Origin of the sequence: Streptomyces sp. NPDC050448 (genome assembly GCF_040655295.1) — a bacterium.
GTDB lineage: Bacteria > Actinomycetota > Actinomycetes > Streptomycetales > Streptomycetaceae > Streptomyces.
In genome coordinates, this window is sequence record NZ_JBFAJR010000025.1 from 84,994 (window position 1) to 111,618 (window position 26,625).

Below are 26,625 nucleotides of genomic sequence, written 5' to 3' on the forward strand. Positions count from 1 at the left end.
GGGCCGTACGGCCGGCACGGCACGATGCCTCCCATGACGCACAACACCGCCGAGAACGCCGAGAACGCCGAGAACGGCTTCACCCACAACGGCGCCACCGCCCAGTTCCTGGCCGCACGCGACTTCCTGCTCGAACGCCGCGGGGACTACGAAGCCGCCCACGCCGGATTCGCCTGGCCGCGGCCCGAGCGCTTCAACTGGGCCCTGGACTGGTTCGACCACATCGCCACCGGCAACAGCGCCGACGCCCTGCGCATCGTCGAGGAGGACGGCACCAGCCGGTCCGTCTCCTTCGGGGAGCTGTCCGTACGGTCGGACTCCGCCGCCAACTGGCTGCGCGACCAGGGCGTCGCGGCCGGCGACCGGGTCCTGGTCATGCTCGGCAACCAGCGCGAGCTGTGGGAGGTCATGCTCGGCGCGATGAAGCTGCGCGCCGTCGTCATCCCCGCCACCCCGCTGCTCGGCGCGGCGGACCTGCGCGACCGGATCGAGCGCGGTCACGTACGGCACGTCGTCGTGCGCACCGAGGACACCGGCAAGTTCGACGAGGTCCCCGGGACCTACACCCGGATCGCCGCCGGCCCCGACGTACCCACCGGATGGCGCCGGCTCGAGGACATGTACGCGGCCGACTGCCATTTCAGCCCGGACGGCGAGACCCGCGCCACCGACCCGCTGATGCTGTACTTCACCTCCGGGACCACCGCCCGCCCCAAACTCGTCGAGCACACGCACGCCTCGTACCCGATCGGGCACCTCTCCACCATGTACTGGCTCGGGCTGCGCCCCGGCGACGTCCACCTGAACATCGCCTCGCCCGGCTGGGCCAAGCACGCCTGGTCCAACCTCTTCGCCCCGTGGAACGCCGGCGCCACCGTCTTCGTGCACAACTACACCCGCTTCGACGCCGAGCGGCTGATGGCGGAGATGGACCGGCACGGCGTGACCACCTTCTGCGCCCCGCCCACCGTGTGGCGGATGCTGATCCAGTCCGACCTCACCAAGCTCCGCACCCCTCCGCGCGAGGCCGTCGCCGCGGGCGAGCCGCTCAACCCCGAGGTCATCGAGAAGGTCCGCGAAGCCTGGGGCGTCACCATCCGCGACGGCTTCGGCCAGACCGAGACCACCCTCCAGGTCGGCAATTTCCCGGGGGTCCCCGTCAAGCCCGGCTCGATGGGGCGTCCGGCGCCCGGGTACGAGATCGTGCTCCTCGACCCCGTCAGCGGCAAGGAGTCCCCCGACGAGGGTGAACTCTGCGTGGACCTGCGCGTCCGGCCCGCCGGGGTGATGACCGGCTACCGGGACGACCCGGAGCGCACCGCCGAGGCCATGGCGGACGGGCTGTACCGCACCGGCGACATCGCCTCGCGTGACGAGGCCGGGTACCTCACCTACGTCGGGCGTTCCGACGACGTCTTCAAGGCCTCCGACTACAAGATCAGCCCGTTCGAGCTGGAGAGCGCCCTGCTGGAGCACGAGGCCGTCGCCGAAGCCGCCGTGGTCCCGGCCCCCGACCCGCTGCGCCTCGCCGTGCCGAAGGCGTACATCGCGCTCGCCGCCGGCTGGGAGCCCGGGCCGGAGACCGCCCGGGCGCTGTTCACGCACTCCCGCGCGGTGCTGTCCCCGTACAAGCGGATCCGCCGCATCGAGTTCGCGGAGCTCCCGAAGACCGTGTCCGGCAAGATCCGCCGGGTGGAGCTGCGGGAACTCACCGCGGCCGGCTCGGGGGCGGAGTACGACGAAGCCGAGCTCGGCTGAGGCGCCGGGCGGCTGAGCCGGGTCCCGGTCCCGGTACTGCCGAGGCGGGCCGACCGTGCGGTCGGTCCGCCTCCGTGCGGCCGGCCCCGCGCGTCGGCCAAGGGGTGTCCGTCATCCCCGGTGGATCAGCGCGCGGCGTCGGATGCGGTGCATCGCAAGGCGGAGGGGCGCCCCCATGCCGGGCGTATTCGGGACCGGGCGTATGCGGGCACCCCGACAACGCCGGGGGCATCTCCCCGTGGTGGCTCGGGGACGAGGTGCCGTGGCCGGCGTCGTGCGCCCGCCGGGGATTGCGGGACAGGACAGCCCTTAGGCCGCCCTTAGGCCGGCAGCTGCGCCTCGATCGCGGCGATGACCTCGGGGGACTCGGGCTCGGTGCGCGGACGGAAGCGCGCCACAACCTCGCCGGCGGGGGAGATCAGGAACTTCTCGAAGTTCCACTGGATGTCGCCCGCCTCGCCGTCGGCGTCCGCGGTCTTCACCAGCTCCCGGTACAGCGGGTGCCGGTTCTCGCCGTTGACCTCGGTCTTCTCCAGCATCGGGAAGGTCACGCCGAAGCCGGCCGCGCAGAAGGTCTGGATGTCCTCGGCGTTGCCGGGCTCCTGCTCGCCGAACTGGTTGCAGGGCACGCCGATGACGGTGAAGCCCTTCTCCTCGTACGCGAACTGCAGCCGGGCCAGTCCTGAGTACTGCGGGGTGAGACCGCACTGCGAGGCGGTGTTCACCAGCAGGATCGCCTTGCCCTTGTGGGCCGCCAGGCTGGTGGGCTCGTCGGACAGGGTGGTCAGCGGGATGTCGTACAGGCTCATCGGGCTCTCCTCGGCAGGGAAGGGCAGGCAGGCACACAAGCACGCAGGCAGGCAAGCAGCCAACGGATACGGATATGCGTTCCGAGCCTACGTCCTGCCCCGAAGCGTGATCGACCAGGCCGACCCGCCCCCACGCGCCGCGCCCTACGCCCCCGCGCCCACCAGCTGGTCCGCCGGGTCGTTGACCGGCTGCGGCATGCCCGTCAGGTCCATGACGAAGAGCGGTATTCCGAGGTCGTCCGCGCGGGAGCGGGCGTCCTCCGTATATCCGGCGAGCGAGAAGTACACGCTGGTCGCGGAGGCCGTCAGTCCGTTCAGCCAGACGCATTCCACGGCCCGCAGCCCGGCCGGCGCGGTGGTCGGGTCCACCTGGGCCACCAGCCCGGGGGCCCGCAGGTCCACGGCCGCCGAGGGGATGGGCCGCCCGTCGGGCTGCCGGACGTCCTGGAAGCCGAGCCACCGCAGGTACAGCGCGGCCGTGGCCACCGCGTCCCGGGCGGTACGGATGGTCACCGGGCGGAACGCCGGGCGCGGCACCGGCGCCGCCGAAGGCTGTACGTGGGCCGGCCCTGCTGCCCCGGTCGCACCGGCTGCCCCGGGCGCCCCTGCTGCCCAGGGCGCCCCGCCCGGGCCCGGCGCTCCGGGCCGCCGGGGATCCGCCGCCCGCGCCTGCCCGCGTACGTCGGGACGCGGCGGCAGGCCGTCCCGTACGCCGGTACCGGGCTCGGGCTCCACCGGGTGCACCGGAATCCGCACCACCGTCCCGCACGAGGCGCAGCCCAGCTCGGGGTACGGCCACTCGCTCACCCGCCCGCAGGTCGTGCACCGCACCGCCACCCAGGTCTCCGACCAGGTGCGGTGCGTCAGCGGCAGGGGTGGCGCCGCGAGGTCCAGGGGCGGGGTGACCGGGCTTCCGCAGGCGCACGGGAAGACCGGGGCGGCGTAGCCGTTCTCGCGCAGGCATGCCGGGCAGCGCACCGGTACCGCTTCCGCCATGAGTCCTGGGCCCCCTCCGTCGCTGTGCGTCGGTCCATGCTCCACCACCTGCCACCACGGGGCGAGCGTGCCCTCGACTTTTCGCTGATATTCGGCCGGGTCCCGGTCGTTCGTACAAGTCGCTTGCGTGAGACGCGGCTTTTGGTGTGTTCCGGGGTGCTGAAGCTCCTTGACGTGCCGGGACTCGCCGCTTAGCTTGTTCCGTATAGCAGAACAAAACTTCCGGATTGTGGAAACGCCCCGGGAAGCAGTCTGACCGCCAGACCCGCAGGAGAACTCGATGCCTCGTATGACAGCCGCCGCCGCTGCAGTGGAGATCCTCAAGCGCGAGGGTGTGTCGCAAGCGTTCGGCGTGCCCGGCGCTGCGATCAACCCGTTCTACCGCGAGCTCAAGAACGTCGGTGGCATCAACCACACCCTCGCCCGCCACGTCGAGGGCGCCTCGCACATGGCCGAGGGCTACACCCGCACCAACCCGGGCAACATCGGTGTCTGCATCGGTACCTCCGGCCCCGCCGGCACCGACATGATCACCGGCCTGTACTCGGCCATCGCGGACTCCATCCCGATCCTGTGCATCACCGGTCAGGCTCCGGTCGCGAAGCTCCACAAGGAGGACTTCCAGGCCGTCGACATCGCCTCGATCGCCAAGCCGGTCACCAAGGCCGCGACCACGGTCCTCGAGGCCGCGCAGGTCCCCGGCGTCTTCCAGCAGGCGTTCTACCTGATGCGCTCCGGCCGTCCGGGCCCGGTCCTGATCGACCTCCCGATCGACGTCCAGCTGACCGAGATCGAGTTCGACCCGGACCTGTACGAGCCGCTGGCCGTCCACAAGCCGGCCGCGACGCGCAAGCAGGCCGAGAAGGCCATCCAGTTCCTGCTGGAGTCCGAGCGTCCGCTGATCGTCGCCGGTGGCGGCATCATCAACGCCGACGCCTGCGACCTGCTGGTCGAGTTCGCCGAGCTGACCGGTGTCCCGGTCATCTCCACCCTCATGGGCTGGGGCAGCATCCCCGACGACCACGAGCTCGCCGCCGGCATGGTCGGTGTCCAGACCTCGCACCGCTACGGCAACGCGACGTTCCTCGAGTCGGACTTCGTCCTCGGGATCGGCAACCGCTGGGCCAACCGTCACACCGGGTACAACCTGGACGCGTACCTCGGCGACCGCAAGTTCGTCCACGTCGATATCGAGCCCACCCAGCTCGGCAAGATCTTCGCCCCGGACCTCGGCATCGCCTCCGACGCCAAGGCCGCGCTGGAGATCTTCATCGAGGTCGCCAAGGAGCTCAAGGCCGAGGGCAAGCTGCCCGACTTCAGCGCCTGGGTCGCCTCGCACCTGGAGCGCAAGGCCACGCTGCAGCGCCGCACGCACTTCGACAACATCCCCATGAAGCCGCAGCGCGTCTACGAGGAGATGAACAAGGCCTTCGGTCCGCAGACGCGCTACGTCACCACCATCGGCCTGTCCCAGATCGCCGGCGCGCAGATGCTGCACGTCTTCAAGCCGCGCCACTGGATCAACTGCGGCCAGGCCGGCCCGCTCGGCTGGACCATCCCGGCCGCGCTGGGTGTCGCCACCGCCGACCCGGAGACCCAGGTCGTCGCCCTCTCCGGCGACTACGACTTCCAGTTCATGCTGGAGGAGCTGGCGGTCGGTGCGCAGCACAAGATCCCGTACGTCCACGTCCTGGTGAACAACGCCTACCTCGGCCTGATCCGTCAGGCGCAGGGCGGTCTCGGCATCAACTTCGAGGTCAACCTGGAGTTCGAGAACATCAACGCCCCGGAGCTGGGTGTCTACGGCGTCGACCACGTCAAGGTCGTCGAGGGTCTCGGCTGCAAGGCGATCCGCGTCACCGACCCGAACGAGCTGGGCGCCGCCTTCGAGGAGGCCAAGAAGCTCGCCGCCGAGTACAGCGTCCCGGTGGTCGTCGAGGCCATCCTGGAGCGCGTCACCAACATCTCGATGAGCAAGACGGTCGACATGAGCGACGTCACCGAGTTCGAGGAGCTCGCGACCGAGCCGGGCCACGCCCCGACCGCGATCCGCCCGCTGTCGGTCTGACGGCCAGGACGGCAGTACCGGCCACCGGTTCACGGCCTCCGTCCCTCCCTCGGGAGGAGCGGGGGCCGTTCTGCATGCCCTACGGGGCCAGCCCGCCGATCAGCACCTCGATGCCGAGGGCGAGCCGGGCCGCGGCGGGACCGGCCGCCAACTCGGCGGCGCTCGCGGCGAGATGCGGATGCCGCTGCGGATCCAGCCCGGCGAGCCGGTCCTCGATGGAGACTTCGGCGTGGCGGGCCTCCAGGGCGTCCTGCAGGGCGTCCGGACCGTCACCGGCCGGCGGGTGCGCGACGGAGACCTCGTAGGACACCGCGCCGATGTGCAGGGCGATCAGGTCGCAGCCCCAAGCGGCGCGTTGGCGGTCGACCCCGCCGGCCAGCAGGAGGCCGAGGATCCGGTCGAAGAGGTCGAGCCAGGCGGGGGAGGCCGGGATGGAGCCGAGCGAGACCCGGCCGATGCCGGGGTGGGCGTTGAGGGCGTGGACCACATCGGTGATCAGCGCTGCCAGCCGGTCGCGCCAGTCCCCGGGGGCCGCCGCCGGCAGCTCGGGCAGCGGCACCGTCGCGATCACCGCGTCGAGCATCAGGCGCAGCAGTTCGTCGCGTTGGGCGACGTAGACGTACAGCGACGCGGGCCCGGTGTCCAGTTCGGCGGCCACCTTCCGCATGGTCACCGCGTCCAGGCCCTCGCGGCGCAGCACGCGAAGGCCGGCGTCGATCACGGCCCGCTCGCTGAGCGGGGGCTTGGCCGGGCGGGACCGGGTGCTCTGGCCCTGGGCATCGCCCTTTCCGCGGGCCCGGCGGGTGCGCTCGCGCGGCGGCACGGCCGGGTGGTGATCCAGTGCGGAATCGTCCTGACCGCCCTGGGGCTCGGCCTGCTCGCCGCCTTGACCGACGGCGCGACGGACGGCTGGCAGCTGGTGCCGGGCACCCTCGCCGCCGGGCTCGGCATGGGCCTGGTGATCCCACCGCTGTTCGACGTGATCCTGGCGGGCGTGTCCGAACCGGAGGTGGGCTCCGCGTCCGGTGTACTCAACGCCGTGCAGCAACTGGCCAACGCGGTCGGCGTGGCCCTGCTGGTCACGCTCTGGTCGGCCTTCACGGACCACGGCCGCACCCCGTCGGAGGCCCTGCCCGCGACAGCCCTCGTGACGGTGGCCCTCCTGACGGCCGCCCTCGCCCTCTCGGTACGCCTTCCCCGGCACGCCCGGGCATGATGGCGGGAACGGCCGGGTCGGCATACTGCTCCGATGGACAGATCAATGGCCTCGTGGCGCAATACGACGCACGACTGGGCACGTTCCGTGGACGTGGACCACTTGGCCCACATCCGTGAGAACCGGGCCGTCTTCGCCCCCGGTGGCCTGCCCCACCTGCTCCTCGAAGTCGTCGCCTACGCTGCCGACGAGGCGGAGTGCGTGGGCGGGGGGCGTTGCACCGTCACGCTGCACGCCGATGGGTCGGTGTCCGTGGCGGACGAGGGCCGAGGCACCGACACCCGCTTCGACGATCACGGTCGGCCGGTGAAGAAGCCGGTCATGGCGACGAAGGACCTCCGGTTCTTCGACCACCCCGACGCGCAGATCCTTCCCGACGGCCACCCGCGTCGCGGCATGTCCGTCGTCGCGGCGCTCAGCGAGTGGCTCGTCCACACCAACCGCCGCGCGGGCGGAGCGTGGGTCCAGCGCTACGAACACGGGGTCCCGGCGACCGGCCTGACACCGGTCGCCGACGACGGCACGACCGGTACGACCGTCCGCTTCAGCCCCGCCGAGCCGCTGGCCGCGGCGGGCGGACCCACGCCCGACGCACTGGCCGCGTTCACCGCGTGCTGGCCGTACCTGTCCATCGGGATCGACGACCAGCGCGCCGCCCGCTGATCACGCAAAAGCCAAAGCGCCGAGTCACGGGACCGTCCGTGACTCGGCGCTTTGAGTGTGACCGCCCGACGGTGCGAGGCTGGCGCGACAGGACGTTCGCACCGCCGGGCGGAGTTTTCAGTGGCGCCGGGTGGAACCCGGCGGCCGGAGGCCGACGCAGCCGGCCCGATGCCCGCGGAGCGGTGCGAGGACGGCGTCCAGAAGGGGACGTTCGCACCGCTTCGCACCGCCGGGCGGAGTGTGTGGGGAGGTTGTCCTTGTATACAGGGGACCCTGTGCGTGGCCCCTGCGTACGAGGTTTGGCTGGGACCGCGGCGGGCGGCGACGGGAACTTCGGCTTCGTCTCCCTCAGGTCAAGAGACGGGCCTCGGAACCCATTACCACCGCACTGGCTCGCACGCCCGCCACGGTCCTCGTCCTGCCCTCGCCGCGTACCACCCCTCATCCGGGTCCGCGGTTCGGGCTCGGCACCCGGGACCTGACCTCCCGCCAGGTCCCCGGTGCAGCTTTTGGGCTCAGGCGTCGCGCAGGGCGCGAACGGCCTCCTCGACGCGCTTGCCGTAGTCGGCGTCCGCGGCGTGGAAGTGAGCCAGGTTCTTCTCGATGACGTCCTCGAGGGTGACCTGGGACAGGCCGCCGGCGATGTTCGCCACCAGACGCTGCTTCTCGGCCTCCGACATCAGGCGGTAGAGCTCACCGGCCTGGAAGAAGTCGTCGTCCTTGGTGTGGGCCGGTGCCGCGTGGGTGCCCGTGTAGCCGGAGACGGCCTTCGGGGCGCCGAGCGCGAGGCCGGTCTCGGCCGGGCCCTGGTACGAGTTGGGCTCGTAGTTCTTGTCGTGGCGCGAGCCGTTGCGCAGCGCCATGACGCCGTCGCGGCCGTAGTTGTCGGCCTTCGTCGCCTTCGGGGCGTTGACCGGCAGCACGGTGTGGTTCACACCGAGGCGGTAGCGCTGGGCGTCGGCGTACGCGAAGAGGCGGCCCTGGAGCATCTTGTCCGGCGAGGCGGTGATGCCCGGGACGAAGTTGTTCGGGGAGAAGGCGGACTGCTCGACCTCGGCGAAGACGTTGTCCGGGTTGCGGTCGAGGACCAGGCGGCCCACGCGCTGCAGCGGGTAGTCGCTGTGCGGCCACACCTTGGTGAGGTCGAACGGGTTGAAGCGGTAGTCCGCGGCCTCGGCGGCCGGCATGATCTGGACGTACAGGGTCCAGCTCGGGTTCACACCGCGCTCGATCGCCTGGAGCAGGTCGGTCTGGTGCGAGTTCGCGTCCTTGCCGACGAGCTCGGCGGCCTGCTCGCCCGAGAGGCAGCGGATGCCCTGGTTCGTCTTGAAGTGGTACTTGACGAAGAAGGCCTCGCCCTGCTCGTTCGTCCACTGGTACGTGTGGGAGCCGTAGCCGTTCATGTGGCGGTACGACGCGGGGATGCCGCGGTCACCCATCAGCCAGGTGATCTGGTGCGTCGCCTCGGGGGCGTGCGCCCAGAAGTCCCAGACGTTGTCCGGCTCCTGCTTGCCCGTGAAGGGGTCGCGCTTCTGGGAGTGGATGAAGTCGGGGAACTTGATCGGGTCCTTGATGAAGAACACCGGGGTGTTGTTGCCGACGAGGTCGTAGTTGCCCTCTTCGGTGTAGAACTTCAGGGCGAAGCCGCGCGGGTCGCGGACCGCGTCCGCGCCACCCAGCGAGTCGGCCACGGTGGAGAACCGCAGGAAGGTCTCGGTCTTCTTGCCGACCGTGTTCAGGAACGCGGCGCTGGTGTACGCGGTGACGTCGTCGGTCACCTCGAAGTGGCCGTACGCGGCCGAGCCGCGGGCGTGCACCACGCGCTCCGGGATGCGCTCACGGTTGAAGCGGGCAAGCTTCTCAAGGAGCTGCTGGTCCTGGATCAGCAGCGGGCCACCGACGCCGGCGGTGGCGGAGTTCTGATTGTCGGCGACCGGGGCGCCGGACTCGGTCGTCAGCGTGCGCTTCGACATGGTGACCTTCCGTACGGGAACTTGCTGACGGAAAGCGTCTTCCGTCATGCGGAACAGCCTAATTTCAGGCGGAACGCAGCGTCAACAGTTTGTTGAACAAAGATGGAGAGAGGTGATCCGGACGGTGCCGGCGCTTGGGCGCGACAGGACAGGTGTCAGCACCGGCACCATCCGGAAACTCAAGGCCCCCGAAGGGGGGAGGGGCGGCCCGGCGAGCGGGCCGCGGGCTCAGATCTGGGCGCCGGAGAGGCGCTCGACCGCGCGGAGCAGAGCCGAGTGGTCCAGGCCGCCGTCACCCTGGGCGCGCAGCGAGGCGACCAGCTGGGCGACGACCGCGCCGACCGGGAGGGCCGCACCGACGTTGCGGGCGGCGTCGGTGACGATGCCCATGTCCTTGTGGTGCAGGTCGATCCGGAAACCGGGCTTGAAGTCGCGGTTCAGGAAGTTGTCCTTCTTGCGGGTCAGGACCGTGGAGCCGGCCAGACCGCCGTTGAGGACGTCCAGGGCGGCCTGGAGGTTCACGCCCGACTTCTCGAGGAAGACGACGGCCTCGGCGCACGCCTGGATGTTCACCGCGACGATGAGCTGGTTGGCGGCCTTCACCGTCTGGCCGGAGCCGTGCGGACCGCAGAGGACGATGACCTTGCCGAGCGTCTCGAGGATCGGCAGGGCCGCGTCGAAGTCGGCCTGCTCGCCACCCACCATGATCGACAGGACGGCCTCGATGGCGCCGGCCTCGCCGCCGGACACCGGGGCGTCGATGACGCGGATGCCCTTCTCGGCGGCGCTCGATGCGAGGTCGACCGAGGTCTGCGGGGTGATCGACGACATGTCGATGATCAGCGCGCCGGACTTCGCGTTCTCGAGGATGCCGTTCTCGCCGTAGGAGATGGCCTCGACCTGCGGGGAGGCGGGCACCATCGTGATGATGACGTCGGCGTCCTTGACCGCCTCGGCGATCGAGCCGGCAGCGGTGCCGCCGGCGGCGGCCAGGCGGTCCAGCTTGTCCTGCTCCAGCGTGAAGCCGGTGACCGGGTAGCCGGCCTTCAGGAGGTTCTCGGCCATGGGGGAGCCCATGATTCCGAGGCCGATCCAGGCAATCTTGGGGAGGTTGCTCATGATGAGGGTCCTTCTCTTAATGCTTTGTACGAAAAGTGCGTGGCATGCCTGGCTGATCGCCTGGACTTTGTCCGCCTACTGGGCGGCGCGGGCCTCGGCCGGCAACCACTCGAAGGAGGCGGCGGCGTCGGCGGCCTTGTACTCCAGGCCTACGTAGCCCGCGTATCCGGCCTTCTTCAGCTGGTCGAGCAGCTCCGCGAGGGGCAGTTCGCCGGTACCGGGGGCACCGCGTCCGGGCTTGTCCGCGATCTGGACGTGCCCGGTCTTGGCGGCGTACTTTTCGATGACCTCGGAGAGGTCCTCATCGTTCATCGCCAGGTGGTACAGGTCGAGCAGGAACTTGGCGTTTCCGAGGCCGGTGGCCTCGTTCACCTTGTCCACCACTTCGATGCCGGCCGGGGCGCTCACCAGCGGGTAGAGCGGCGACTCGGGCTTGTTGAGGGTCTCGATCAGGAGGATCGCACCCACGCGGTCGGCGGCCTGAGCGGCCACGACCAGGTTCTTCAGGGCCAGCTCGTCCTGGACGGCCGGGTCCACCCCTTCGACGCGGTTGCCGTAGAGGGCGTTCAGCGCCTTGCAGCCGACCGAGGCGGCGAAGTCCGCGGCCACGTTGATGTTGGCGTTGAAGCGGTCCGACTCCTCACCGGGTACCGAGACCGCACCGCGGTCCGGGCCCGGCAGCCGGCCGGCGTAGAAGTTCAGGCCCACCAGCTGGGTTCCGGCGTCCTCAAGAGCCTTCTTGAGGGCGTCGAGCTCCTCCTGAGCGGGGGTGGGGGTCTCGATCCAGGGCCACCACAGCTCGACCGCCGTGAAGCCCGCCGCGGCGGCAGCCGCGGGACGCTCCAGAAGCGGGAGTTCCGTGAAGAGGATCGAAAGGTTCACATCGAAGCGCTGGTCCGTGTATCCCATGAGGGGTATGCGCTCCTTCCGTATTGCGGAAGTTAGTTTCTGCTTGATGGAAGACTGCATCGGGCTTGTCGTGGATGTCAAGCCCGGACTGCCGAAACGACCTGCCCGCCCGTCGCCCGGCCGCCCACCCCTCAAGGAGGTGCTGTCGCGCCGCCGCATCCCGGCCGGGTAGCTTGACCAGGGTGCGATTGAGAGTGGAGTTCACGACCGAGCCCTTCGATCTCGAAGAGGCCCCCGCCCATGCCGTGGCCGCTCGCGAGGTCATCCAGAAGGCCCAGCTGGACGCGGTGGACGTAGGCCCGTTCGGCAATACCGCCGAGGGTGACGCCGACGAGGTGCTGACCGCGGTGGCCGCGCTGCTGCGCGGCTCCCTGGAGTCCGGGGCCACGCGCGTCTCGCTCCAGGTCAACGTGATCGGGGGGGATGCCCGATGACCGAGCCCCGGGATCACCCGTTCATCGCCGCGGTCAAGCCGCTGGTGGACGCGATGGGCGGCGAGCTGATGGATCCCGCCCTGGCGCAGCCCGACGACGTCGTGCTCAGCTGGGAGGGTCAGGACCTGCTGGCCGTGCGCCTGCCCCAGCTGTCCGACTCGCTGGAGCGCATCCTGGCGGCGCTGGAGCGCCGGCACGGCGTACCGTTGTCGCAGCTCGACCGGAAGGCCAAGCAGGACGTCGTGCGGATACTGGAGGCGCGGGGTGCCTTCTCCGTGCGGCACGGCGTGGAGACGGTCGCGGGCGCCCTGGGCGTAAGCCGTTTCACGGTCTACAACTACTTGAACAGGGAAAACCCCAACAAAAACAACCAAGCGTGAAGCCTGTCTGACCCGCTGTGACGAGCCGCCGCCCAATTCATCCGGGCGGCGGCTTTTGTGTACGGGAAGTTTCAACAAAGTGTTGACGCCGTGTTGTCGAGGGCGTTAGCTATGCCCAGCCCGTCAAAGCAACAACAGGCCACGGAGGCCTACCGTGACTTCGAGTCCGACCCCGGGTCTCACCCGGTTCAACGCCTTGGACGACAGCGCGGCCACGGCCGAGCTGCACGAGGTGTGCGCCAGTTCGGCATGGGGGAGCAAGCTGCTCGCCCAGCGCCCCTTCGCCACCGCCGACTCCCTGTTCTCCGCGAACGAGACCGCCATGGGCGAGCTCACCGCCGAGGACCTGGCCGAAGCGATGGCAGGCCACGCGCCGATCGGCCGGCCGAAGCCGGGAGACCCGACCTCCGCCCGCGAACAGCGCGGTATGGCCGGCGCCTCGGAGGAGCTCAGGAACGAACTCCTCGAACTGAACCTGGCGTACCAGGAGAAGTTCGGCCACGTCTTCCTCATCTGCGCCACCGGCGCGACCGGTGAGTTCATGCGGGACGCGGTCAAGGTCCGGATCGAGAATTCGCCGGAGCAGGAGCGGGAGATCGCCCGCGGCGAGCTCGTGAAGATCAACCGGATCCGCCTGACCCGCCTCGTCGAACTCGCAGAAGAAGGAGAGTGAGCATGAGCACCGAGACCACCGCGTCGGTGTCCACGCACATCCTGGACACCAGCATCGGCCGCCCCGCCGAGGGCGTCGCCATCACGTTGAGTGCCGGTCGGCCCGCCCGTCCGGGATTCGCCGGTGAGTGGACGGCCCTGGGCGGCTCCGCCACCGATGCGGACGGGCGGTGCAAGGACCTGCCGGCGCTGCCGGAGGGCACCACTCACGTACGTCTCGACTTCGAGACCGAGACGTACTTCTTGAACAAGAACAGTGCAAAGAAGCAAGCCGAGGCGCAGCAGGACGCCCCCCGCGTAAGGGACAGCGGTGCGTTCTTCCCCGAGGTCACCATCACCTTTGCGGTGAACCCGGGCGAGCACTACCACGTACCGCTGCTGCTCAACCCGTTCGGCTACTCCGTTTACCGAGGGAGCTAGCATGGCCACGATTCTGGGCCAGAACCAGTACGGCAAAGCAGAGAACCGCGTCGTCAAGATCACGCGGGACGGCGACACGCACCACATCAAGGACCTGAACGTCTCGGTCGCCCTCTCCGGCGACATGGACGACGTCCACTACTCCGGCTCGAACGCCAACGTCCTTCCGACGGACACCACCAAGAACACGGTGTACGCGTTCGCCAAGGAGTACGGCATCGAGTCCGCCGAGCAGTTCGGCATCCACCTGGCCCGCTGGTTCGTGAACAGCCAGGAGCCGATCCAGCGTGCGCGCATCCGGATCGAGGAGTACGCCTGGGACCGGATCGCCACCTCGGACGCCAACTCCAAGTTCATCGGCTCCGACGAGGTGAACCACTCCTTCGTCCGCCAGGGCGTGGAGACCCGGGTCACCCAGATCACGTACGACGGCACGAACTGGGAGGTCATCTCCGGCCTCAAGGACCTCGTCGTCATGAACTCCACGAACTCCGAGTTCTGGGGTTACGTGAAGGACAAGTACACGACCCTGAAGGAGGCGTACGACCGCATCCTGGCCACCCAGGTGTCGGCCCGCTGGCGCTTCAACTGGTCGGACGACGAGCAGCGGATGCCCAACTGGGAGAAGTCCTACGCCGAGACCAAGAAGCACATGCTCCAGGCCTTCGCGGAGACCTACTCCCTGTCGCTGCAGCAGACCCTGTACCAGATGGGTTCGCGCATCATCAACCACCGTTCGGAGATCGACGAGGTCCGCTTCTCGCTCCCGAACAAGCACCACTTCCTCGTGGACCTCGAGCCGTTCGGCCTCAAGAACGACAACGAGGTCTACTTCGCCGCGGACCGCCCGTACGGCCTGATCGAGGCCACGGTCCTGCGGGACGGCGTTGACGCCCGCATCCCCGTGGACATGACCAATCTCTGATGCGGCAGGCGCGTCCCGGGGCCCCGCAGTGGCCCCGGGACGGCGCGACACGCTCCAACTTCCTGAATCGGCACCCGGACGCAACGCACGGGACAGCAGTACTGTCAGCTGTCAGGTCCCCGGCTCCGGCACTCAAATCCCCTGGGTTCTGCCGTGCCCGCACCGCCACTGAAAGCACGAGGAAGTCCCATGGCAGCATCGGCAGCCCATGACAGCGCCGTCGAGCGCATCGTCATCGAGAACTGTGCGATCGCGACCGTCGACGCGAACGACACCGAGTACGCCTCGGGCTACGTGGTCGTCGCCGGCAACAAGATCGAGTCGCTCGGTGCGGGCAAGGCCCCCGAGAACCTCGAGAACGTGGTCCGCCGCATCGACGGCACGGGTCACCTCGTCACCCCGGGTCTCGTCAACACCCACCACCACTTCTACCAGTGGATCACCCGTGGTCTGGCCACCGACCACAACCTCTTCAACTGGCTCGTCGCCCTGTACCCGACGTGGGCGCGCATCGACGAGCAGATGGCCTACACGGCCGCCCAGGGTTCCCTGGCGATGATGGCCAAGGGCGGCGTCACCACCGCCATGGACCACCACTACGTCTACCCCAAGGGCTCCGGCGACCTCTCCGGCGCGATCATCCGCGCCGCGTCCGAGATGGGCGTCCGCTTCACCCTCGCCCGCGGTTCCATGGACCGCAGCAAGAAGGACGGCGGCCTGCCCCCGGACCACGCCGTCGAGACCCTCGAAGGTGCGCTCGCCGACACCGAGGCGACGGTCAAGAAGCACCACGACCACTCCTTCGACGCGATGACCCAGGTCGCCGTCGCCCCCTGTTCCCCCTTCTCGGTCTCCACCGAGCTGCTGAAGCAGGGTGCCGAGCTGGCCCGCCGCCTCGGCGTGCGCATGCACACCCACGGCAGCGAGACCGTCGAGGAAGAGCAGTTCTGCAAGGAACTGTTCGGCATGGGCCCGACCGACTACTTCGAGTCGACCGGCTGGCTCGGCGAGGACGTGTGGATGGCGCACAGCGTCCACATGAACGACTCCGACATCGCCGCGTTCGCCCGCACCAAGACCGGTGTCGCGCACTGCCCGTCCTCCAACGCCCGTCTGGCCGCCGGCATCGCCCGCGTCCCGGACATGCTCGCCGCCGGTGTACCGGTCGGCCTCGGCGTGGACGGCACCGCCTCCAACGAGTCCGGCGAGCTGCACACCGAGCTGCGCAACGCGCTGCTGATCAACCGTCTGAACCCGGTCCACCGCGAGGCAGCCCTCAACGCGCGCCAGGCCCTGCGCCTCGGTACGTACGGCGGCGCCCAGGTGCTCGGCCGCGCCGACAACATCGGCTCGCTCGAGGCCGGCAAGTGCGCCGACCTGGTGATGTGGAACCTGAGCACCCTGGCCCACTCCTCCATCGCCGACCCGGTCACCGCGCTGGTGTTCGGTGCGGCCGCCCCGGTCACCCTCTCCCTGGTCAACGGCAAGCAGATCGTCGAGAACAACCGACTGCTCTTCGCCGACGAGGACGCCATCGCGGTGTCCACCCGGGAAGAGGCCCAGCGCCTCGCGCGCATCTCCGCTCAGGGCTGATCCTCCCCCGGCCAAGGGGGTGTCCGCGGCCATGATCCGCCGGACACCCCCTGGCGCTGGGAGGTGCCCCCAGGACTCCGGCCGGGGGGGACGGCCCCCGGCCGGCGGTCGCGGACCCGAGCGGGGTCCGCGGCAGCCGTTCCCGGGAAGCGCCCGAGGTTTTCCGAGGGCGCCCCGGGGGCGGTGACTCGTGCCACCGACGCACCACGCTCCGCGTTGCGGAGCAACCGCCGCAGGACGGTTTGGGCGAATCGTTTCTGCGCCCCTCGGGGCAAGCGTTCGCACCACCCACAACTCCATAACGGCTCGACTCGCACCGCTTTCGCACCACCTCCAAGACACCACGTCCCTGCCGGCGTGTTCAACCGAACGGAGGAAGCCGTGGCCCAGGCGCCCAGGTTTCGCAAAGATGCAGTCGCAATACCGGAGGAGCGGCACCCGGTCGACGAGACCCTGCCTCCGCTGAAAATGTTCACGAGCGGCCTCCAGCACGTGGCCGCCATGTACGCGGGTGTCGTCGCCCCGCCCATGATCGTCGGCCCTGCCGTCGGACTCTCCGCCACGGAGACCGCGTTCCTGATGGGCGCCTCGCTCTTCACCGCGGGCCTCGCCACGCTCCTCCAGACCCTCGGCTTCTGGAAGATCGGCGCCAAACTCCCCTTCGTCAACGGCGTCTCGTTCGCCGGTGTGACCCCGATGATCGCCATCGGCAAGGGTGAGGGCGCGGACGCCATCCCCGTCATCTTCGGCGCGATCATCGTCGCCGGGCTTCTCGGCTTCTTCGCCGCCCCCTACTTCGGCAGGCTCGTCCGGTTCTTCCCGCCGGTCGTCACGGGCACGGTCATCACCCTGATCGGCGTCTCGCTCCTGCCGGTCGCCTTCAACTGGTCGCAGGGCGGCGTCCGCACCGCCACCGACTACGGCTCGATGAAGAACATCGGCATGGCCGCCGTCACCCTCGTGGTCGTCCTGCTCCTGCGCAAGTTCCTGCGCGGCTTCCTCCAGCAGATCTCCATCCTGCTCGGCCTGGTCGCGGGCACGCTGATCGCCCTCCCGCTCGGCATGACCAGCTTCGACGCCGTCAAGAACGCCTCCCTGGTGGGCTTCCCGACCCCGTTCCACTTCGGCGCCCCGCAGTTCCAGGCCGCCGCCATCGTCTCCATGTGCATCGTCATGCTGGTCTGCATGACCGAGTCGACCGCCGACATCCTGGCCCTCGGCAAGATCGTCGGCCGTCCGGCGGACGCCAAGACCATCGAGGGCGGACTGCGCGCCGACACGCTCGGCAGTGCGCTCAGCCCGCTGTTCAACGGCTTCATGTGCAGTGCCTTCGCGCAGAACATCGGGCTCGTGGCGATGACCAAGGTGCGCAGCCGGTTCGTCGTCGCCGCGGGCGGCGGCATCCTGATCCTGCTGGGCCTGTGCCCGATCGCCGCCTCCGTCATCGCAGTGGTCCCGCTGCCGGTCCTCGGCGGCGCCGGCATCGTGCTGTTCGGCTCGGTCGCGGCCAGCGGGATCCAGACCCTGGCGGGCGCGGCCATGGAGAAGGGCGAGAACGCCCTGATCGTCGCCGCCTCGGTGGGTATCGGCCTGATCCCGATCGCGGCGCCGAACTTCTACCACGCGTTCCCGAAGGACCTGCTGGTCGTCCTGGACTCCGGCATCAGCACGGGCTGCGTGGTGGCCATCGTGCTCAACCTGGCCTTCAACCACTTCGGCGCCCAGCGGGCCGCGGCGGCCGAGGGGGCCGGGGAACCGCTGCCCGCGCACTGAGTTCCGTACGGCCGCAGGACGGTGCGGCGGTGCGTACGCCACCCACTGCGGGTGTGGCGTACGCACCGCCGTACCGTCCTGCGGCCGTACGCGGGACTGCTGCCGGGGTTCGGCTGCGGGGCTCTCGGGCCGGGATTTGCGGCGCCCGGACACCCCTATGCGGACGCCCGGGACTTCGAGGGGTTCCGGGGGGAGGACATCCGGTCCACCATCCGCACGACCGTGCGGCGGCTCGCGAGTCGTCCGCCGAAGGCCATGACCCGGTTCATGCCTCCGGAGATCACGCTCGGCGGCGGGTTCCTCCGGTCCAGTGCCTTCAACGCGGTGCGCACGACCACCTCGGAGCTCTGCATCCGGGTGCCGCCGGCGGCGTCCTCCGTGCCGACCACGTCGAAGAACTCCGTCTTCGTCGCGCCGGGCGACAGCGCCATGACACGCAGCCCGGTGCCCCGGGACTCCTGCCAGAGGGCCTCGGTGAAACTGAGTACGAAGGCCTTGCCGGCGCCGTAGACGGCCATGTTCGGGACGGGCTGGTAGCCGGCCACGCTGGCGACGTTGACCAGTACGCCCTCGCCGCGGCTGCGCAGCGGGCCGATGAAGGCGCGGCTGATGTCGACCACCGCCATCACGTCGAGGCCCACTTCCTGGCGCAGCCGCTGCGGATCCTCCTCGTGGAAGCGCCCGTAGGTGCCGAAGCCGGCGTTGTTGATGACGCTGGAGACCGTGATCCCGCGCCGCTCGACCTCGGCGGCCAGCAGTTCACCGCACCCGTCGACGGCCAGGTCCATGGTGATCGGCTCGACCTTGACGCCGTGCGCCGCCGACAGCTGCCCGGCGAGCGCCTTCAGGCGGTCCCCGCGACGGGCCACGAGCGCGAGGTCGGATCCTCGCGCGGCGAGCCGGCGGGCGAACTCGGCGCCCAGGCCCGAGCTGGCGCCGGTGATCAGGGTGGTCCGGCCTCGGTAGTCGACCGCGTTCACAGTGGCTCCTGCCATGGGATGACATCGTCTGGCATCACTCTATGCCCAATTGGCAGTGACTGCCAAGCGGGCAGTGAAGGCCAGGTGGGCGGCCCGCCTATATGCTGGCCGGATGGGGACCACCGCAACGCAGCCGAGCCTGTGGGACCGCTCCCGGCAGGCCGTGGTCGCGAGCATTTTCGACACGGCCATGCGGCTCTTCGCCGAGCAGGGTTACGAGGCCACCACGATCGCGCAGATCGCGAAGGAGGCCGGCATCTCCCAGCGGTCGCTGTTCCGGTACTTCGGTACCAAGGAGGACATCGTCTGCGGCGAGCAGGAAGAGCTCGGGGAGCTGCTGCGCGCGACGGTGGAGGCCCAGCCCGCCGCCGCCACTGCGTGGGAAGCCCTGCGCGCCGGTTTCACCGTGCTCCTGGAGGCGCACGGCGACCCCGAGCAGCTGCTGGAGATCACGGCGCTGATCTTCGACACCCCGTCGCTGCGCGCCCGCTACACCCAGAAGCGGCTGCGCTGGCAGGAACTGGTCCAGCCCGCCGTCGCGGCCCGCATGGCCGCGGGGGAGGGCCTGGTCGCCGAGGTCCGCGCCGCGGCAGTCGTCGCGACCGTCTTCGCCTGTGTGGACGCCGCCACCGAGGCCTGGGCCCGCAGCGACGGCCACGCCGACCTGGCGGCCCTGTATGACGAGGCGCTGGCCGCCGTACGGGGCTGATCCCGGAAAAGGGCGCCCGCGGAGGTCTCCCCGCAGACGCCCTTGACCCGGAACGGAACGTACGACTCAGGCGGCGGGCGTCAGGAACATGCCCGTCTGGTCCGCTCCGGCGGTGTTCTTGCAACTCGAGGCGGAGTTCGCCGGCTGGGCGACGGCCAGGGCCAGGCAGCGGCCGACGGCGAGCTGGCCGAAGTAGTTCGGGTGCATGGACTCCTGGACCAGCCCCTGCGTCTCGCTGCTGTCGATCCAGCGTGCCCACTCGCTCGTCTTCGCCGAGGCCGCCGCCGTGGAGGTCACCTGCTTGCTGGCCGTGGAGCACACCTCGCGCCCCTGCATCATGTCCCGCAGGTCCAGGAACTGCACGCCCTTGGCCGCGGCAACGCCCTTGAGGCGATCGGCGATCTGCGGCACCAGCGAGTCCCTGGCCCAGTCGGAGTCCCGGTTCCAGAAGGGGCACCCGCCGCTGTTGAGCCGGCTCCAGTCGCTCTGCGTGTACCGGTTCTCCGCGCCGCGCGGGATCGGCGACGGGTAGGACTGGAGCACGATCCGGTAGGAGGAGTCGCCGTATCCGGCGGCCCGCATCACGGCGCGGATCTCGTCCACGGACTTGCCGACGTCCGCCATGACGCCGTCGATCTTCTCGTCGACCCCGTACTGCTGGTCGTCGTAGCAGTACGAGTTCCAGAGGGCGAAGTCGAGAGCGCAGTCCTTGATGATGTCGGCGAAGCCGAGGTCGTTGCCGCCGATGGACAGCGCGATGACCTTGACGTTGTCGGCGGCGGCCACCGCGGCCAGCTGATCGGCCTGCGGGGCCTCGCCCTTGAAGGACACGCCGCCGTTGGAGGCGCGGAACACGTTCTCGGAAGTCGCCCCGGAGCAGGCCAGGTTCACGGCGACGTCGGCGACCGCCCCGGCGCTCTTGACCTCGGCGGAGTCGGAGCGGTGGCAGCCCCCGGCGGTGCTCCCGTATACCTTCGCGGGGTCGTAGGTGCTCCCGCTGACCCAGGCCCGGTCGGTGCCGTTGCGGCTGCCGCTGTTGGTGAGGCTGTTGCCCTTCCAGCGGCCGGCTTCGCCGGAGATGTAGCTGTCGCCCATGGACACCACGGCGGTGGGCCCGGTCCCGGGACTGGCCACGGAGGTCCCGGCGGAACCGCCGATCAGAGCGCTGACGGCGAGCGGCAGTACCATCCCGGCCCCGGCGAGTCGGCGCACTCGACTGCGGGCTCTGTCCTTGCTGGCGGTGCGGAATCCGATCACTGCGGAACTCCTGCGGTCGGCCATGGCGAACGCCGGAGAGGACTCCGGTGCATGGCTGGGGAAGTGGGGGTACCGCCGGCCGGTGGCATCGGAAAGGTGACACGGCGCACGTTGTTACCGCTAGGTACAGGAAAGTTACGATGGAGTAACAACCGATCGATCGGTCGGCCCCGCCAACCCGCCCTGCCGGTGCGGGCGGTGGCACGGAAAAGGCTCCGCCCCCGGTGCCTGGTGGCAGCGGGGGCGGAGCCGGGGTTCGACTGCTGTGCGATTCAGCCGAAGTCGGGGTGTCAGCCGGCGAGCTGGTCGTACGCGGGGAGGGTGAGGAAGTCCGCGTAGTCCGCGTCCAGGGAGACCTGGAGGAGGAGGTCGTGGGCCTGCTGCCACTTCCCGGCCGCGAAGGCCTCCTCGCCGATCTCGGCGCGGATGGCGGCCAGTTCCTCGGCGGCGATCTTGCGGGTCAGTTCGGCGGTGGCCGTCTCGCCGTTCTCGAACACGACGCCGGCGTTGATCCACTGCCAGATCTGCGAGCGGGAGATCTCGGCGGTGGCCGCGTCCTCCATCAGGCCGAAGATGCCGACGGCGCCCAGGCCGCGGAGCCAGGCCTCGATGTAGCGGGTGCCGACCTGGACGGCGTTGCGCAGGCCCTCGTACGTGGGCTTCGCGTCCAGCGAGTCGATCGCGATGAGCTCGCCCGGGGCCACCGAGACGTCCTCGCGGAGCCGGTCCTTCTGGTTCGGCTTCTCGCCGAGGACCGCGTCGAAGGAGGCCATTGCGATCGGGACCAGGTCGGGGTGGGCGACCCACGAGCCGTCGAAGCCGTCGCCCGCCTCGCGGTCCTTGTCGGCCTTGACCTTCTCGAACGCGACCCGGTTGACCTCGGCGTCCTTGCGGGACGGGATGAAGGCCGCCATGCCGCCGATGGCGTGTGCGCCGCGCTTGTGGCAGGTGCGGACCAGGAGCTCGGTGTACGCCCGCATGAACGGGGCCGTCATCGTCACCGCGTTGCGGTCCGGGAGGACGAACTTCTCGCCGCCGTCGCGGAAGTTCTTCACGATGGAGAAGAGGTAGTCCCAGCGGCCCGCGTTCAGGCCCGCCGCGTGGTCGCGCAGCTCGTAGAGGATCTCTTCCATCTCGTAGGCGGCCGTGATGGTCTCGATCAGAACCGTCGCGCGGATGCTGCCCTGCGGGATGCCGACGTAGTCCTGAGAGAAGACGAAGATCTCGTTCCAGAGGCGCGCCTCGAGGTGCGACTCGGTCTTCGGCAGGTAGAAGTACGGGCCCTTGCCGAGCGCGATGAGGCGCTTGGCGTTGTGGAAGAAGTAGAGGCCGAAGTCGACCAGGGCGCCGGGGACCGGACGGCCGTCGATCTGCAGGTGGCGCTCCTGCAGGTGCCAGCCGCGCGGGCGCATCACGACGGTGGCCAGCTGCTCGGCGGGCTTCAGGGCGTACGACTTGCCCGTGCGCGGGTCCGTGAAGTCGATGCGGCGCTCGTAGGCGTCGATGAGGTTGAGCTGGCCGAGGACGACGTTCTCCCAGGTGGGGGCGGAGGCGTCCTCGAAGTCGGCGAGCCAGACCTTGGCGCCCGAGTTCAGGGCGTTGATGGTCATCTTGCGGTCGGTCGGACCGGTGATCTCCACACGGCGGTCGTTCAGCGCGGCCGGTGCCGGCGCGACCTTCCAGTCGCCCTCGCGGATCTGTGCGGTGTCCGGGAGGAAGTCGAGGTGGGAGGTGCGGGCGATTTCGGCGCGGCGCTCGGCGCGGCGGGCGAGGAGCTCGTTGCGGCGGGGCGTGAACCGCCGGTGGAGCTCGGCCACGAAGGCGAGGGCCGCCTCGGTCAGGACTTCGTCCTGCCGGGGCAGGGGCTCGGCGTCGACGATGGCCAGCGATGACGGCGCTGGTGCGGACATATCTGTCACTCCTTCAGCGGCGGTGCCTGGCGGCCGCGGGGAATGCTCGCGCAAGACGGCACGCAGTGCCGTCGCGTGTGGAGAGTTCCGGGATACGGTCGCGGGCGCCGTCTGGGGGTTCAGGGCGCTTCTGACCAGTGGATAGTAATTTCCTTATGGTGGAAGTTCAATGGTTTGTTGATATCGAGATTCTCTGAGTCGACAGACCCGAGCGCCCGGTGGCCCTCAGTGCCACCTTCGTCACTGCCCGCTCAGGCCCCGCTCGACCGCCGCTCAAGCCAGTCGTGCCAGGTCGGGCGGGGTGTCGATGTCGAAGGCCTCGGCGATGTCCCCGCACTCCACCAGGGTGAGCTCGTCTCCGTGTTCTGTCAGGTGCACCCGCGCGCCCTTGTCCCCCGTCGCCGTCGCCGCGATGTCCGCCCAGCGGTCCGCGCCGAAGAGCACCGGATGGCCGCGCTCCCCGCCGTACGCCGCCGCCACCAGGCTCGCGGGGGAGCGGTACGCCTCCCGGACCCGGGCCACCGCCGCGGGCCCGATGCCCGGCTGGTCCACCAGGGAGACGAGGGCCGCCGAGGCGCCCGTACCGGCGAGCGAGGCGAGGCCGACGCGCAGGGAGGAACCCATGCCCTCCGCCCAGTCGGGGTTGTCCACGACCACGCAGCCGGTCAGTTCCGCCCGCTCGCGGACCTCGGCCGCGGAGGCGCCGAGCACCACGTGCAGCGGACCGCAGCCCGCCTCGCGCAGGACCCGTACCGCGTTCTCGACGAGCGGGCGGCCGCGGTAGGGGAGCAGGGCCTTCGGGCGCCCGCCCAGGCGCCGGCCGCCGCCGGCCGCGAGGAGCAGGCCCGCGATCACGGGGACAGGGGACTGGGGGGTTGCGTTGGCTGACATGACAGCGATTCTCGCCGCTTTGTGCGGGCGGGTGGCCGCCGCGCCAGGAGGCGCCGTACGGCCGCCAGCCCTGCCCCGAGGCGCAGCGGCTCGGAGATCCGGTTCTCGGCCGCGGCCGCCAGGGCGCGTTCTCTGCGGTCGGTCAGCGGGGTCGACATGGCGGTCTCCTTGCCAATCGGGGGCCAATACCGCGAGTCTGGACCCTGGATTGGCCTGGTCGGCAGAGCCAATCAGGGGAGGTTGGCATGGCAAACGGGCGAGTCGTCCAGACGGCGGACAGAACCATCGGCAGTCGCCAGCTCGCGGCCCTGCTGCCCTCCGAGGTGCTGGCCCGCCCCGGCTACCGGTCCCTCGCCGACGCCGTGCGGACCCTGATCCTCGACGGCCGGATCGCCCTGCACGTACGGCTGCCCGCCGAGCGGGAGCTCGCCGAGGCGCTCGGCGCCAGCCGGGCCACCGTCACCGGGGCCTACGACCTGCTGCGCGAGAGCGGCTACGTCCGCAGCCGGCGCGGCTCCGGCACCTGGACCGAACTCCCCGAGGGCCACGGCCCGGTCGGCGCGCACCTGCTGGTCGGATCCGGGGGCTACATCGCCGACGGCGATCCGGGGATCGACCTGGCCATCGCCGCCCTGGGCGCCCCGGAGGACGCCCTCACCGAGGCCCTCGCCTGGGCCGCGCCCCGGCTGCCGGGCCTCGCCCGGAGCCCCGGCTACAACCCCTTCGGGCTGCCCGACCTGCGCAGCGCCGTCGCCGCGCGGTTCACCCGGCGCGGGCTGGCGACCCGCCCCGAGCAGATCCTGGTCACGGCCGGTGCGCAGCAGGCGTTCACGCTGGTCGTCAGCCTGCTGTGCCGGCCCGGGGACCGGGTGGTGACCGAGAACCCCACCTACGCGAACGCCCTCGACGCCCTGCGGCACGCGCGGCTGCGCACCGGGTCGATCGCCGTCTCCGACGCGGGCTGGGACATGGAGATCGCCGAGTCGACGCTGCGGCAGACCGTGCCGAGGCTGGCGTACGTGATTCCGGACTTCCACAACCCGACGGGCTTGCTGATGCCGCAGGAGCAGCGGCTGCGGCTGCTGTCGGCGACGCGGCGGACCGGGACCTGGCTGGTGGCCGACGAGACCATCGCCGACATCGCCCTGGACGCGCCGCCGCCGGCGCCGCTGGCCTCGCTGGCGCCGAAGGGCGGGGCGGACCACGTGGTGACGATCGGCTCGCTCAGCAAAACGCACTGGGGCGGGCTGCGCGTGGGGTGGGTACGGGCCACCGCGAAGATGATCACGGAGCTGACGGCGGTGAAGGTGGCCGCCGACATGACGGGCTCGGTGCTGGACCAGCTGGTGGCGCTGCCGCTGCTGGAAGGCCTGGAGCGGACCCTGCCGGCCCGCCTCGCGCAGCTGCGGGACCAGCGGGAGGCGCTCGTGCGCGCGCTGGAGCGGCACACCCCGCAGTGGTCGTGGCAGCTGCCGCCGGGCGGGCTCTCGCTCTGGGTGGACCTGGGGGAGCCGGTGAGCTCGGCGCTGGCGGAGCGGGCGGCGGCCGACGGGGTGCACATCGGGCGCGGCGCCCGCTTCGGCGTGGACCCCGGCACCTTCGAACACCGGCTCCGGATCCCGTACACCCTGTCGGCGGACCGCCTGGAGGAGGCCGTCCGCCGCCTGGCGGCCGCCTTCCACGACGGCGTCCCCCTGCCCCCGTCGGTGGAACGGCCGCACTGGGTGGCGTAGCGCCGGTGGCCGACTGCGGCCGGCCCCGGGGGCTTGTCCCCGATCCGCCCTTCGCCCGTTCCCCGGGGCTCCGCCCCGGACCCTTCCTCAGCCACCGCTGGGGGTACCCCACGCTTCGGACGCGGACGCGGACGGGGGCCCGGCCGGACCGGCCCGGCGAGGCCGGGCCGGCTACGGGGTGCGGATCAGGCGGCGGGTGGTGGCCGTGGCCACCGCCGAGGTGCGGGAGTCGACGCCGAGCTTCGCGTAGATGTGGACCAGGTGGGATTTGACCGTGGCCTGGCTCAGGAAGAGCTTCTTCGAGATCTGCTGGTTCGACAGGCCGTCCGCGACCAGCTGGAGCACCTCGAGCTCCCGCTTCGTCAGCGCCTCCGCGGGCGTGCGCATGCGGTCCATCAGGCGCAGTGCCACCGCCGGGGCCAGTGCCGACTGGCCCGCCGCGGCGGTGCGGACCGCCGCCGCCAGCTCCTCCGGCGGGGCGTCCTTCAGCAGGTAGCCCGACGCGCCCGCCTCGACCGCCGCCAGGATGTCCGCGTCCGTGTCGTACGTGGTCAGGACCAGGACGCGGGGGGCCCCGGGCCGGGCGGTGATCGCCGCCGTCGCCGCCGAGCCGTGCATGCCCGCGCCGAACTGGAGGTCCATCAGGACCACGTCCACCGGCTCGGAGGCGGCCAGTTCCACCGCCCGCTCGGCGGTGGCGGCCTCCGCGACCACCGCGAAGTCCGGCTCGGTGTCCAGGACCGCGCGCAGCCCCGCCCGGACCACCGGGTGGTCGTCGGCCAGCAGCAGGCGGATCGTCATCAGGATGCCTCCAGGGGCAGCGGCAGGGTGACGGCCACGGCGGTGCCCTGGCCCGGCGCGGACTCCACGGTGAACAGCCCGCCCAGCGTCTCGGCCCGCGACCGCATCGCCGGGAGGCCGAACCCGCCCTCCCCCGAGGGGGCCGAGGAAGGATCGAAGCCGCTCCCGTCGTCCACGATGTCCAGGGTGACCGAGGCGTCCATGAAGGTCAGGGTGATCTCGGCGCGCCCGGCCCTCGCGTGCCGCACCACATTGGCCAGCGCCGACTGCGCTATCCGCAGCAGGGCCACCTCGTACGGCGTGGGCAGGACCCGGGGCGCACCGCTCAGGCAGAACCGGACGCGCGGCCCCGGAGCGGCCGTGCACAGCCGCTCCAGCGCGGCGGCGAGGGACCCGTGCTCGAGGTCCGGCGGGGTGAGCGCCCGTACGAAACGACGCGCCTCGGCGAGGTTCTCCTGCGCGGCCTCCCGGGCCCGGCCGATGTGCGCCAGCGCTGCCGCGCGTGGGTCGGCCGGGGCCGGAGCGGCCGAGCCGGACGCGGAGGCGGGACCGCAGCACGGGGAGCCGGGGCGCCGGGCAGTTCCTGTCCGGATTCTTCCCGATCATGATGTTCGCGCTGCCGGCGGCGGCGCTGGC

The 26,625-nt window shown here is 70.6% G+C and carries 24 protein-coding genes and 1 pseudogene; 13 read left to right on the plus strand and 12 right to left on the minus strand.

The features are described 5' to 3' along the window. Positions 1 to 33: 33 nt before the first annotated feature. The gene (locus AB0I68_RS26455) at positions 34 to 1,758 is read left to right on the plus strand and encodes an AMP-binding protein (RefSeq protein ID WP_363179853.1); all 1,725 of its coding nucleotides are present in this window, start codon (positions 34 to 36) and stop codon (positions 1,756 to 1,758) included. 320 nt (positions 1,759 to 2,078) lie between these two features. On the opposite strand, the gene AB0I68_RS26460 is transcribed toward AB0I68_RS26455, so the two are convergent. Together AB0I68_RS26460 and AB0I68_RS26465 are read right to left on the minus strand one after the other, a co-directional pair. Next, a complete protein-coding gene (locus AB0I68_RS26460) occupies positions 2,079 to 2,567 on the minus strand; it encodes a glutathione peroxidase (RefSeq protein WP_363179854.1) in 489 nt (162 codons plus the stop codon). Between the two features lie 144 nt (positions 2,568 to 2,711). Continuing rightward, positions 2,712 to 3,563 (minus strand): hypothetical protein, encoded by an 852-nt coding sequence (locus tag AB0I68_RS26465; RefSeq protein ID WP_363179855.1) that lies wholly within the window; start codon positions 3,561 to 3,563, stop codon positions 2,712 to 2,714. Between the two features lie 289 nt (positions 3,564 to 3,852). On the opposite strand from AB0I68_RS26465, the gene gcl reads away from it, so the two are divergent. Next, positions 3,853 to 5,631: a glyoxylate carboligase gene (gene gcl, locus AB0I68_RS26470; RefSeq protein WP_363179877.1), complete on the plus strand. Its 1,779-nt coding sequence runs from the start codon at positions 3,853 to 3,855 to the stop codon at positions 5,629 to 5,631. 79 nt (positions 5,632 to 5,710) lie between these two features. On the opposite strand, the gene AB0I68_RS26475 is transcribed toward gcl, so the two are convergent. Then, positions 5,711 to 6,454, minus strand: a complete 744-nt coding sequence (locus AB0I68_RS26475) for a TetR/AcrR family transcriptional regulator (protein ID WP_363179856.1) — start codon at positions 6,452 to 6,454, stop codon at positions 5,711 to 5,713. 9 nt (positions 6,455 to 6,463) lie between these two features. On the opposite strand from AB0I68_RS26475, the gene AB0I68_RS26480 reads away from it, so the two are divergent. Then, complete coding sequence (locus AB0I68_RS26480) at positions 6,464 to 6,847, plus strand: hypothetical protein (RefSeq protein WP_363179857.1); 384 nt, start codon at positions 6,464 to 6,466, stop codon at positions 6,845 to 6,847. A 33-nt stretch (positions 6,848 to 6,880) separates the two neighbouring features. Continuing rightward, positions 6,881 to 7,510, plus strand: a complete 630-nt coding sequence (locus AB0I68_RS26485; protein ID WP_363179859.1) for an ATP-binding protein — start codon at positions 6,881 to 6,883, stop codon at positions 7,508 to 7,510. Between the two features lie 515 nt (positions 7,511 to 8,025). Here the strand turns inward: AB0I68_RS26485 and AB0I68_RS26490 are convergent. The 3 genes from AB0I68_RS26490 to AB0I68_RS26500 form a co-directional block, all read right to left on the minus strand. Then, the gene (locus AB0I68_RS26490) at positions 8,026 to 9,483 is read right to left on the minus strand and encodes a catalase (RefSeq protein WP_363179878.1); all 1,458 of its coding nucleotides are present in this window, start codon (positions 9,481 to 9,483) and stop codon (positions 8,026 to 8,028) included. A gap of 228 nt (positions 9,484 to 9,711) precedes the next feature. After that, positions 9,712 to 10,602: a 2-hydroxy-3-oxopropionate reductase gene (locus AB0I68_RS26495; RefSeq protein WP_363179860.1), complete on the minus strand. Its 891-nt coding sequence runs from the start codon at positions 10,600 to 10,602 to the stop codon at positions 9,712 to 9,714. 75 nt (positions 10,603 to 10,677) lie between these two features. Continuing rightward, a complete protein-coding gene (locus tag AB0I68_RS26500; RefSeq protein ID WP_363179861.1) occupies positions 10,678 to 11,511 on the minus strand; it encodes a TIM barrel protein in 834 nt (277 codons plus the stop codon). Positions 11,512 to 11,693: 182 nt separating this feature from the next. On the opposite strand from AB0I68_RS26500, the gene AB0I68_RS26505 reads away from it, so the two are divergent. The 7 genes from AB0I68_RS26505 (at position 11,694) to AB0I68_RS26535 (ending at position 17,708) form a co-directional block, all read left to right on the plus strand. After that, entirely contained in the window at positions 11,694 to 11,945 is a 252-nt protein-coding gene (locus AB0I68_RS26505) for a thiamine-binding protein (protein ID WP_363179862.1), read from the plus strand. Then, positions 11,942 to 12,325, plus strand: coding sequence for a helix-turn-helix domain-containing protein (locus AB0I68_RS26510; RefSeq protein ID WP_363179863.1), 384 nt, complete (start codon positions 11,942 to 11,944; stop codon positions 12,323 to 12,325). The genes AB0I68_RS26505 and AB0I68_RS26510 overlap by 4 nt, the downstream gene beginning before the upstream one ends. 154 nt (positions 12,326 to 12,479) lie before the next feature. Further along, positions 12,480 to 12,998, plus strand: coding sequence for a 2-oxo-4-hydroxy-4-carboxy-5-ureidoimidazoline decarboxylase (gene uraD, locus AB0I68_RS26515; protein WP_363179864.1), 519 nt, complete (start codon positions 12,480 to 12,482; stop codon positions 12,996 to 12,998). 2 nt (positions 12,999 to 13,000) lie between these two features. Then, positions 13,001 to 13,417 (plus strand): hydroxyisourate hydrolase, encoded by a 417-nt coding sequence (gene uraH / locus AB0I68_RS26520; RefSeq protein WP_363179865.1) that lies wholly within the window; start codon positions 13,001 to 13,003, stop codon positions 13,415 to 13,417. Between the two features lies 1 nt (position 13,418). After that, entirely contained in the window at positions 13,419 to 14,342 is a 924-nt protein-coding gene (gene pucL, locus AB0I68_RS26525; protein WP_363179866.1) for a factor-independent urate hydroxylase, read from the plus strand. A gap of 189 nt (positions 14,343 to 14,531) precedes the next feature. After that, positions 14,532 to 15,935, plus strand: coding sequence for an 8-oxoguanine deaminase (locus tag AB0I68_RS26530; protein ID WP_363179867.1), 1,404 nt, complete (start codon positions 14,532 to 14,534; stop codon positions 15,933 to 15,935). Between the two features lie 381 nt (positions 15,936 to 16,316). Further along, positions 16,317 to 17,708 carry a nucleobase:cation symporter-2 family protein gene (locus AB0I68_RS26535; protein ID WP_363179879.1) on the plus strand — a complete coding sequence of 464 codons (1,392 nt, stop codon included), beginning with the start codon at positions 16,317 to 16,319 and terminating at the stop codon, positions 17,706 to 17,708. Positions 17,709 to 17,863: 155 nt separating this feature from the next. Here the strand turns inward: AB0I68_RS26535 and AB0I68_RS26540 are convergent, their stop codons facing one another. Next, positions 17,864 to 18,703, minus strand: coding sequence for an SDR family oxidoreductase (locus tag AB0I68_RS26540; protein ID WP_363179868.1), 840 nt, complete (start codon positions 18,701 to 18,703; stop codon positions 17,864 to 17,866). Positions 18,704 to 18,800: 97 nt separating this feature from the next. On the opposite strand from AB0I68_RS26540, the gene AB0I68_RS26545 reads away from it, so the two are divergent. Further along, positions 18,801 to 19,397, plus strand: a complete 597-nt coding sequence (locus AB0I68_RS26545; RefSeq protein WP_363179869.1) for a helix-turn-helix domain-containing protein — start codon at positions 18,801 to 18,803, stop codon at positions 19,395 to 19,397. Between the two features lie 66 nt (positions 19,398 to 19,463). On the opposite strand, the gene AB0I68_RS26550 is transcribed toward AB0I68_RS26545, so the two are convergent. From AB0I68_RS26550 to AB0I68_RS26560, 3 genes are all read right to left on the minus strand, one after another. Then, positions 19,464 to 20,654, minus strand: a complete 1,191-nt coding sequence (locus AB0I68_RS26550; RefSeq protein ID WP_363179870.1) for a GDSL-type esterase/lipase family protein — start codon at positions 20,652 to 20,654, stop codon at positions 19,464 to 19,466. A 290-nt stretch (positions 20,655 to 20,944) separates the two neighbouring features. Continuing rightward, entirely contained in the window at positions 20,945 to 22,564 is a 1,620-nt protein-coding gene (gene aceB, locus AB0I68_RS26555) for a malate synthase A (RefSeq protein WP_363179871.1), read from the minus strand. A 273-nt stretch (positions 22,565 to 22,837) separates the two neighbouring features. After that, on the minus strand, positions 22,838 to 23,455 hold the full coding sequence (locus tag AB0I68_RS26560) for a nucleotidyltransferase family protein (protein ID WP_363179872.1): 618 nt from the start codon (positions 23,453 to 23,455) through the stop codon (positions 22,838 to 22,840). Positions 23,456 to 23,700: 245 nt separating this feature from the next. Between AB0I68_RS26560 and AB0I68_RS26565 the strand changes: the two genes are divergently transcribed. Further along, positions 23,701 to 25,188, plus strand: coding sequence for a PLP-dependent aminotransferase family protein (locus AB0I68_RS26565; RefSeq protein ID WP_363179873.1), 1,488 nt, complete (start codon positions 23,701 to 23,703; stop codon positions 25,186 to 25,188). Between the two features lie 171 nt (positions 25,189 to 25,359). On the opposite strand, the gene AB0I68_RS26570 is transcribed toward AB0I68_RS26565, so the two are convergent. Beyond that, positions 25,360 to 25,989: a response regulator transcription factor gene (locus AB0I68_RS26570; protein WP_363179874.1), complete on the minus strand. Its 630-nt coding sequence runs from the start codon at positions 25,987 to 25,989 to the stop codon at positions 25,360 to 25,362. Then, a pseudogene (locus tag AB0I68_RS26575) lies at positions 25,989 to 26,489 on the minus strand (ATP-binding protein); the annotation flags it as partial. The gene AB0I68_RS26570 and the pseudogene AB0I68_RS26575, both read right to left, overlap by 1 nt. Positions 26,490 to 26,625: the final 136 nt, after the last annotated feature.

Coding starts and splice junctions, on each gene's coding strand:
- AB0I68_RS26500 (WP_363179861.1), bottom strand. CDS start 11,511: ATGGGATACACGGACCAGCGCTTCGATGTGAACCTTTCGATCCTCTTC.
- AB0I68_RS26530 (WP_363179867.1), top strand. CDS start 14,532: ATGGCAGCATCGGCAGCCCATGACAGCGCCGTCGAGCGCATCGTCATC.
- AB0I68_RS26460 (WP_363179854.1), bottom strand. CDS start 2,567: ATGAGCCTGTACGACATCCCGCTGACCACCCTGTCCGACGAGCCCACC.
- AB0I68_RS26490 (WP_363179878.1), bottom strand. CDS start 9,483: ATGTCGAAGCGCACGCTGACGACCGAGTCCGGCGCCCCGGTCGCCGAC.
- AB0I68_RS26465 (WP_363179855.1), bottom strand. CDS start 3,563: ATGGCGGAAGCGGTACCGGTGCGCTGCCCGGCATGCCTGCGCGAGAAC.
- AB0I68_RS26545 (WP_363179869.1), top strand. CDS start 18,801: ATGGGGACCACCGCAACGCAGCCGAGCCTGTGGGACCGCTCCCGGCAG.
- pucL (WP_363179866.1), top strand. CDS start 13,419: ATGGCCACGATTCTGGGCCAGAACCAGTACGGCAAAGCAGAGAACCGC.
- AB0I68_RS26560 (WP_363179872.1), bottom strand. CDS start 23,455: ATGTCAGCCAACGCAACCCCCCAGTCCCCTGTCCCCGTGATCGCGGGC.
- AB0I68_RS26495 (WP_363179860.1), bottom strand. CDS start 10,602: ATGAGCAACCTCCCCAAGATTGCCTGGATCGGCCTCGGAATCATGGGC.
- uraH (WP_363179865.1), top strand. CDS start 13,001: ATGAGCACCGAGACCACCGCGTCGGTGTCCACGCACATCCTGGACACC.
- AB0I68_RS26570 (WP_363179874.1), bottom strand. CDS start 25,989: ATGACGATCCGCCTGCTGCTGGCCGACGACCACCCGGTGGTCCGGGCG.
- AB0I68_RS26455 (WP_363179853.1), top strand. CDS start 34: ATGACGCACAACACCGCCGAGAACGCCGAGAACGCCGAGAACGGCTTC.
- aceB (WP_363179871.1), bottom strand. CDS start 22,564: ATGTCCGCACCAGCGCCGTCATCGCTGGCCATCGTCGACGCCGAGCCC.
- gcl (WP_363179877.1), top strand. CDS start 3,853: ATGACAGCCGCCGCCGCTGCAGTGGAGATCCTCAAGCGCGAGGGTGTG.
- AB0I68_RS26485 (WP_363179859.1), top strand. CDS start 6,881: ATGGACAGATCAATGGCCTCGTGGCGCAATACGACGCACGACTGGGCA.
- AB0I68_RS26565 (WP_363179873.1), top strand. CDS start 23,701: ATGGCAAACGGGCGAGTCGTCCAGACGGCGGACAGAACCATCGGCAGT.
- AB0I68_RS26510 (WP_363179863.1), top strand. CDS start 11,942: ATGACCGAGCCCCGGGATCACCCGTTCATCGCCGCGGTCAAGCCGCTG.
- AB0I68_RS26540 (WP_363179868.1), bottom strand. CDS start 18,703: ATGGCAGGAGCCACTGTGAACGCGGTCGACTACCGAGGCCGGACCACC.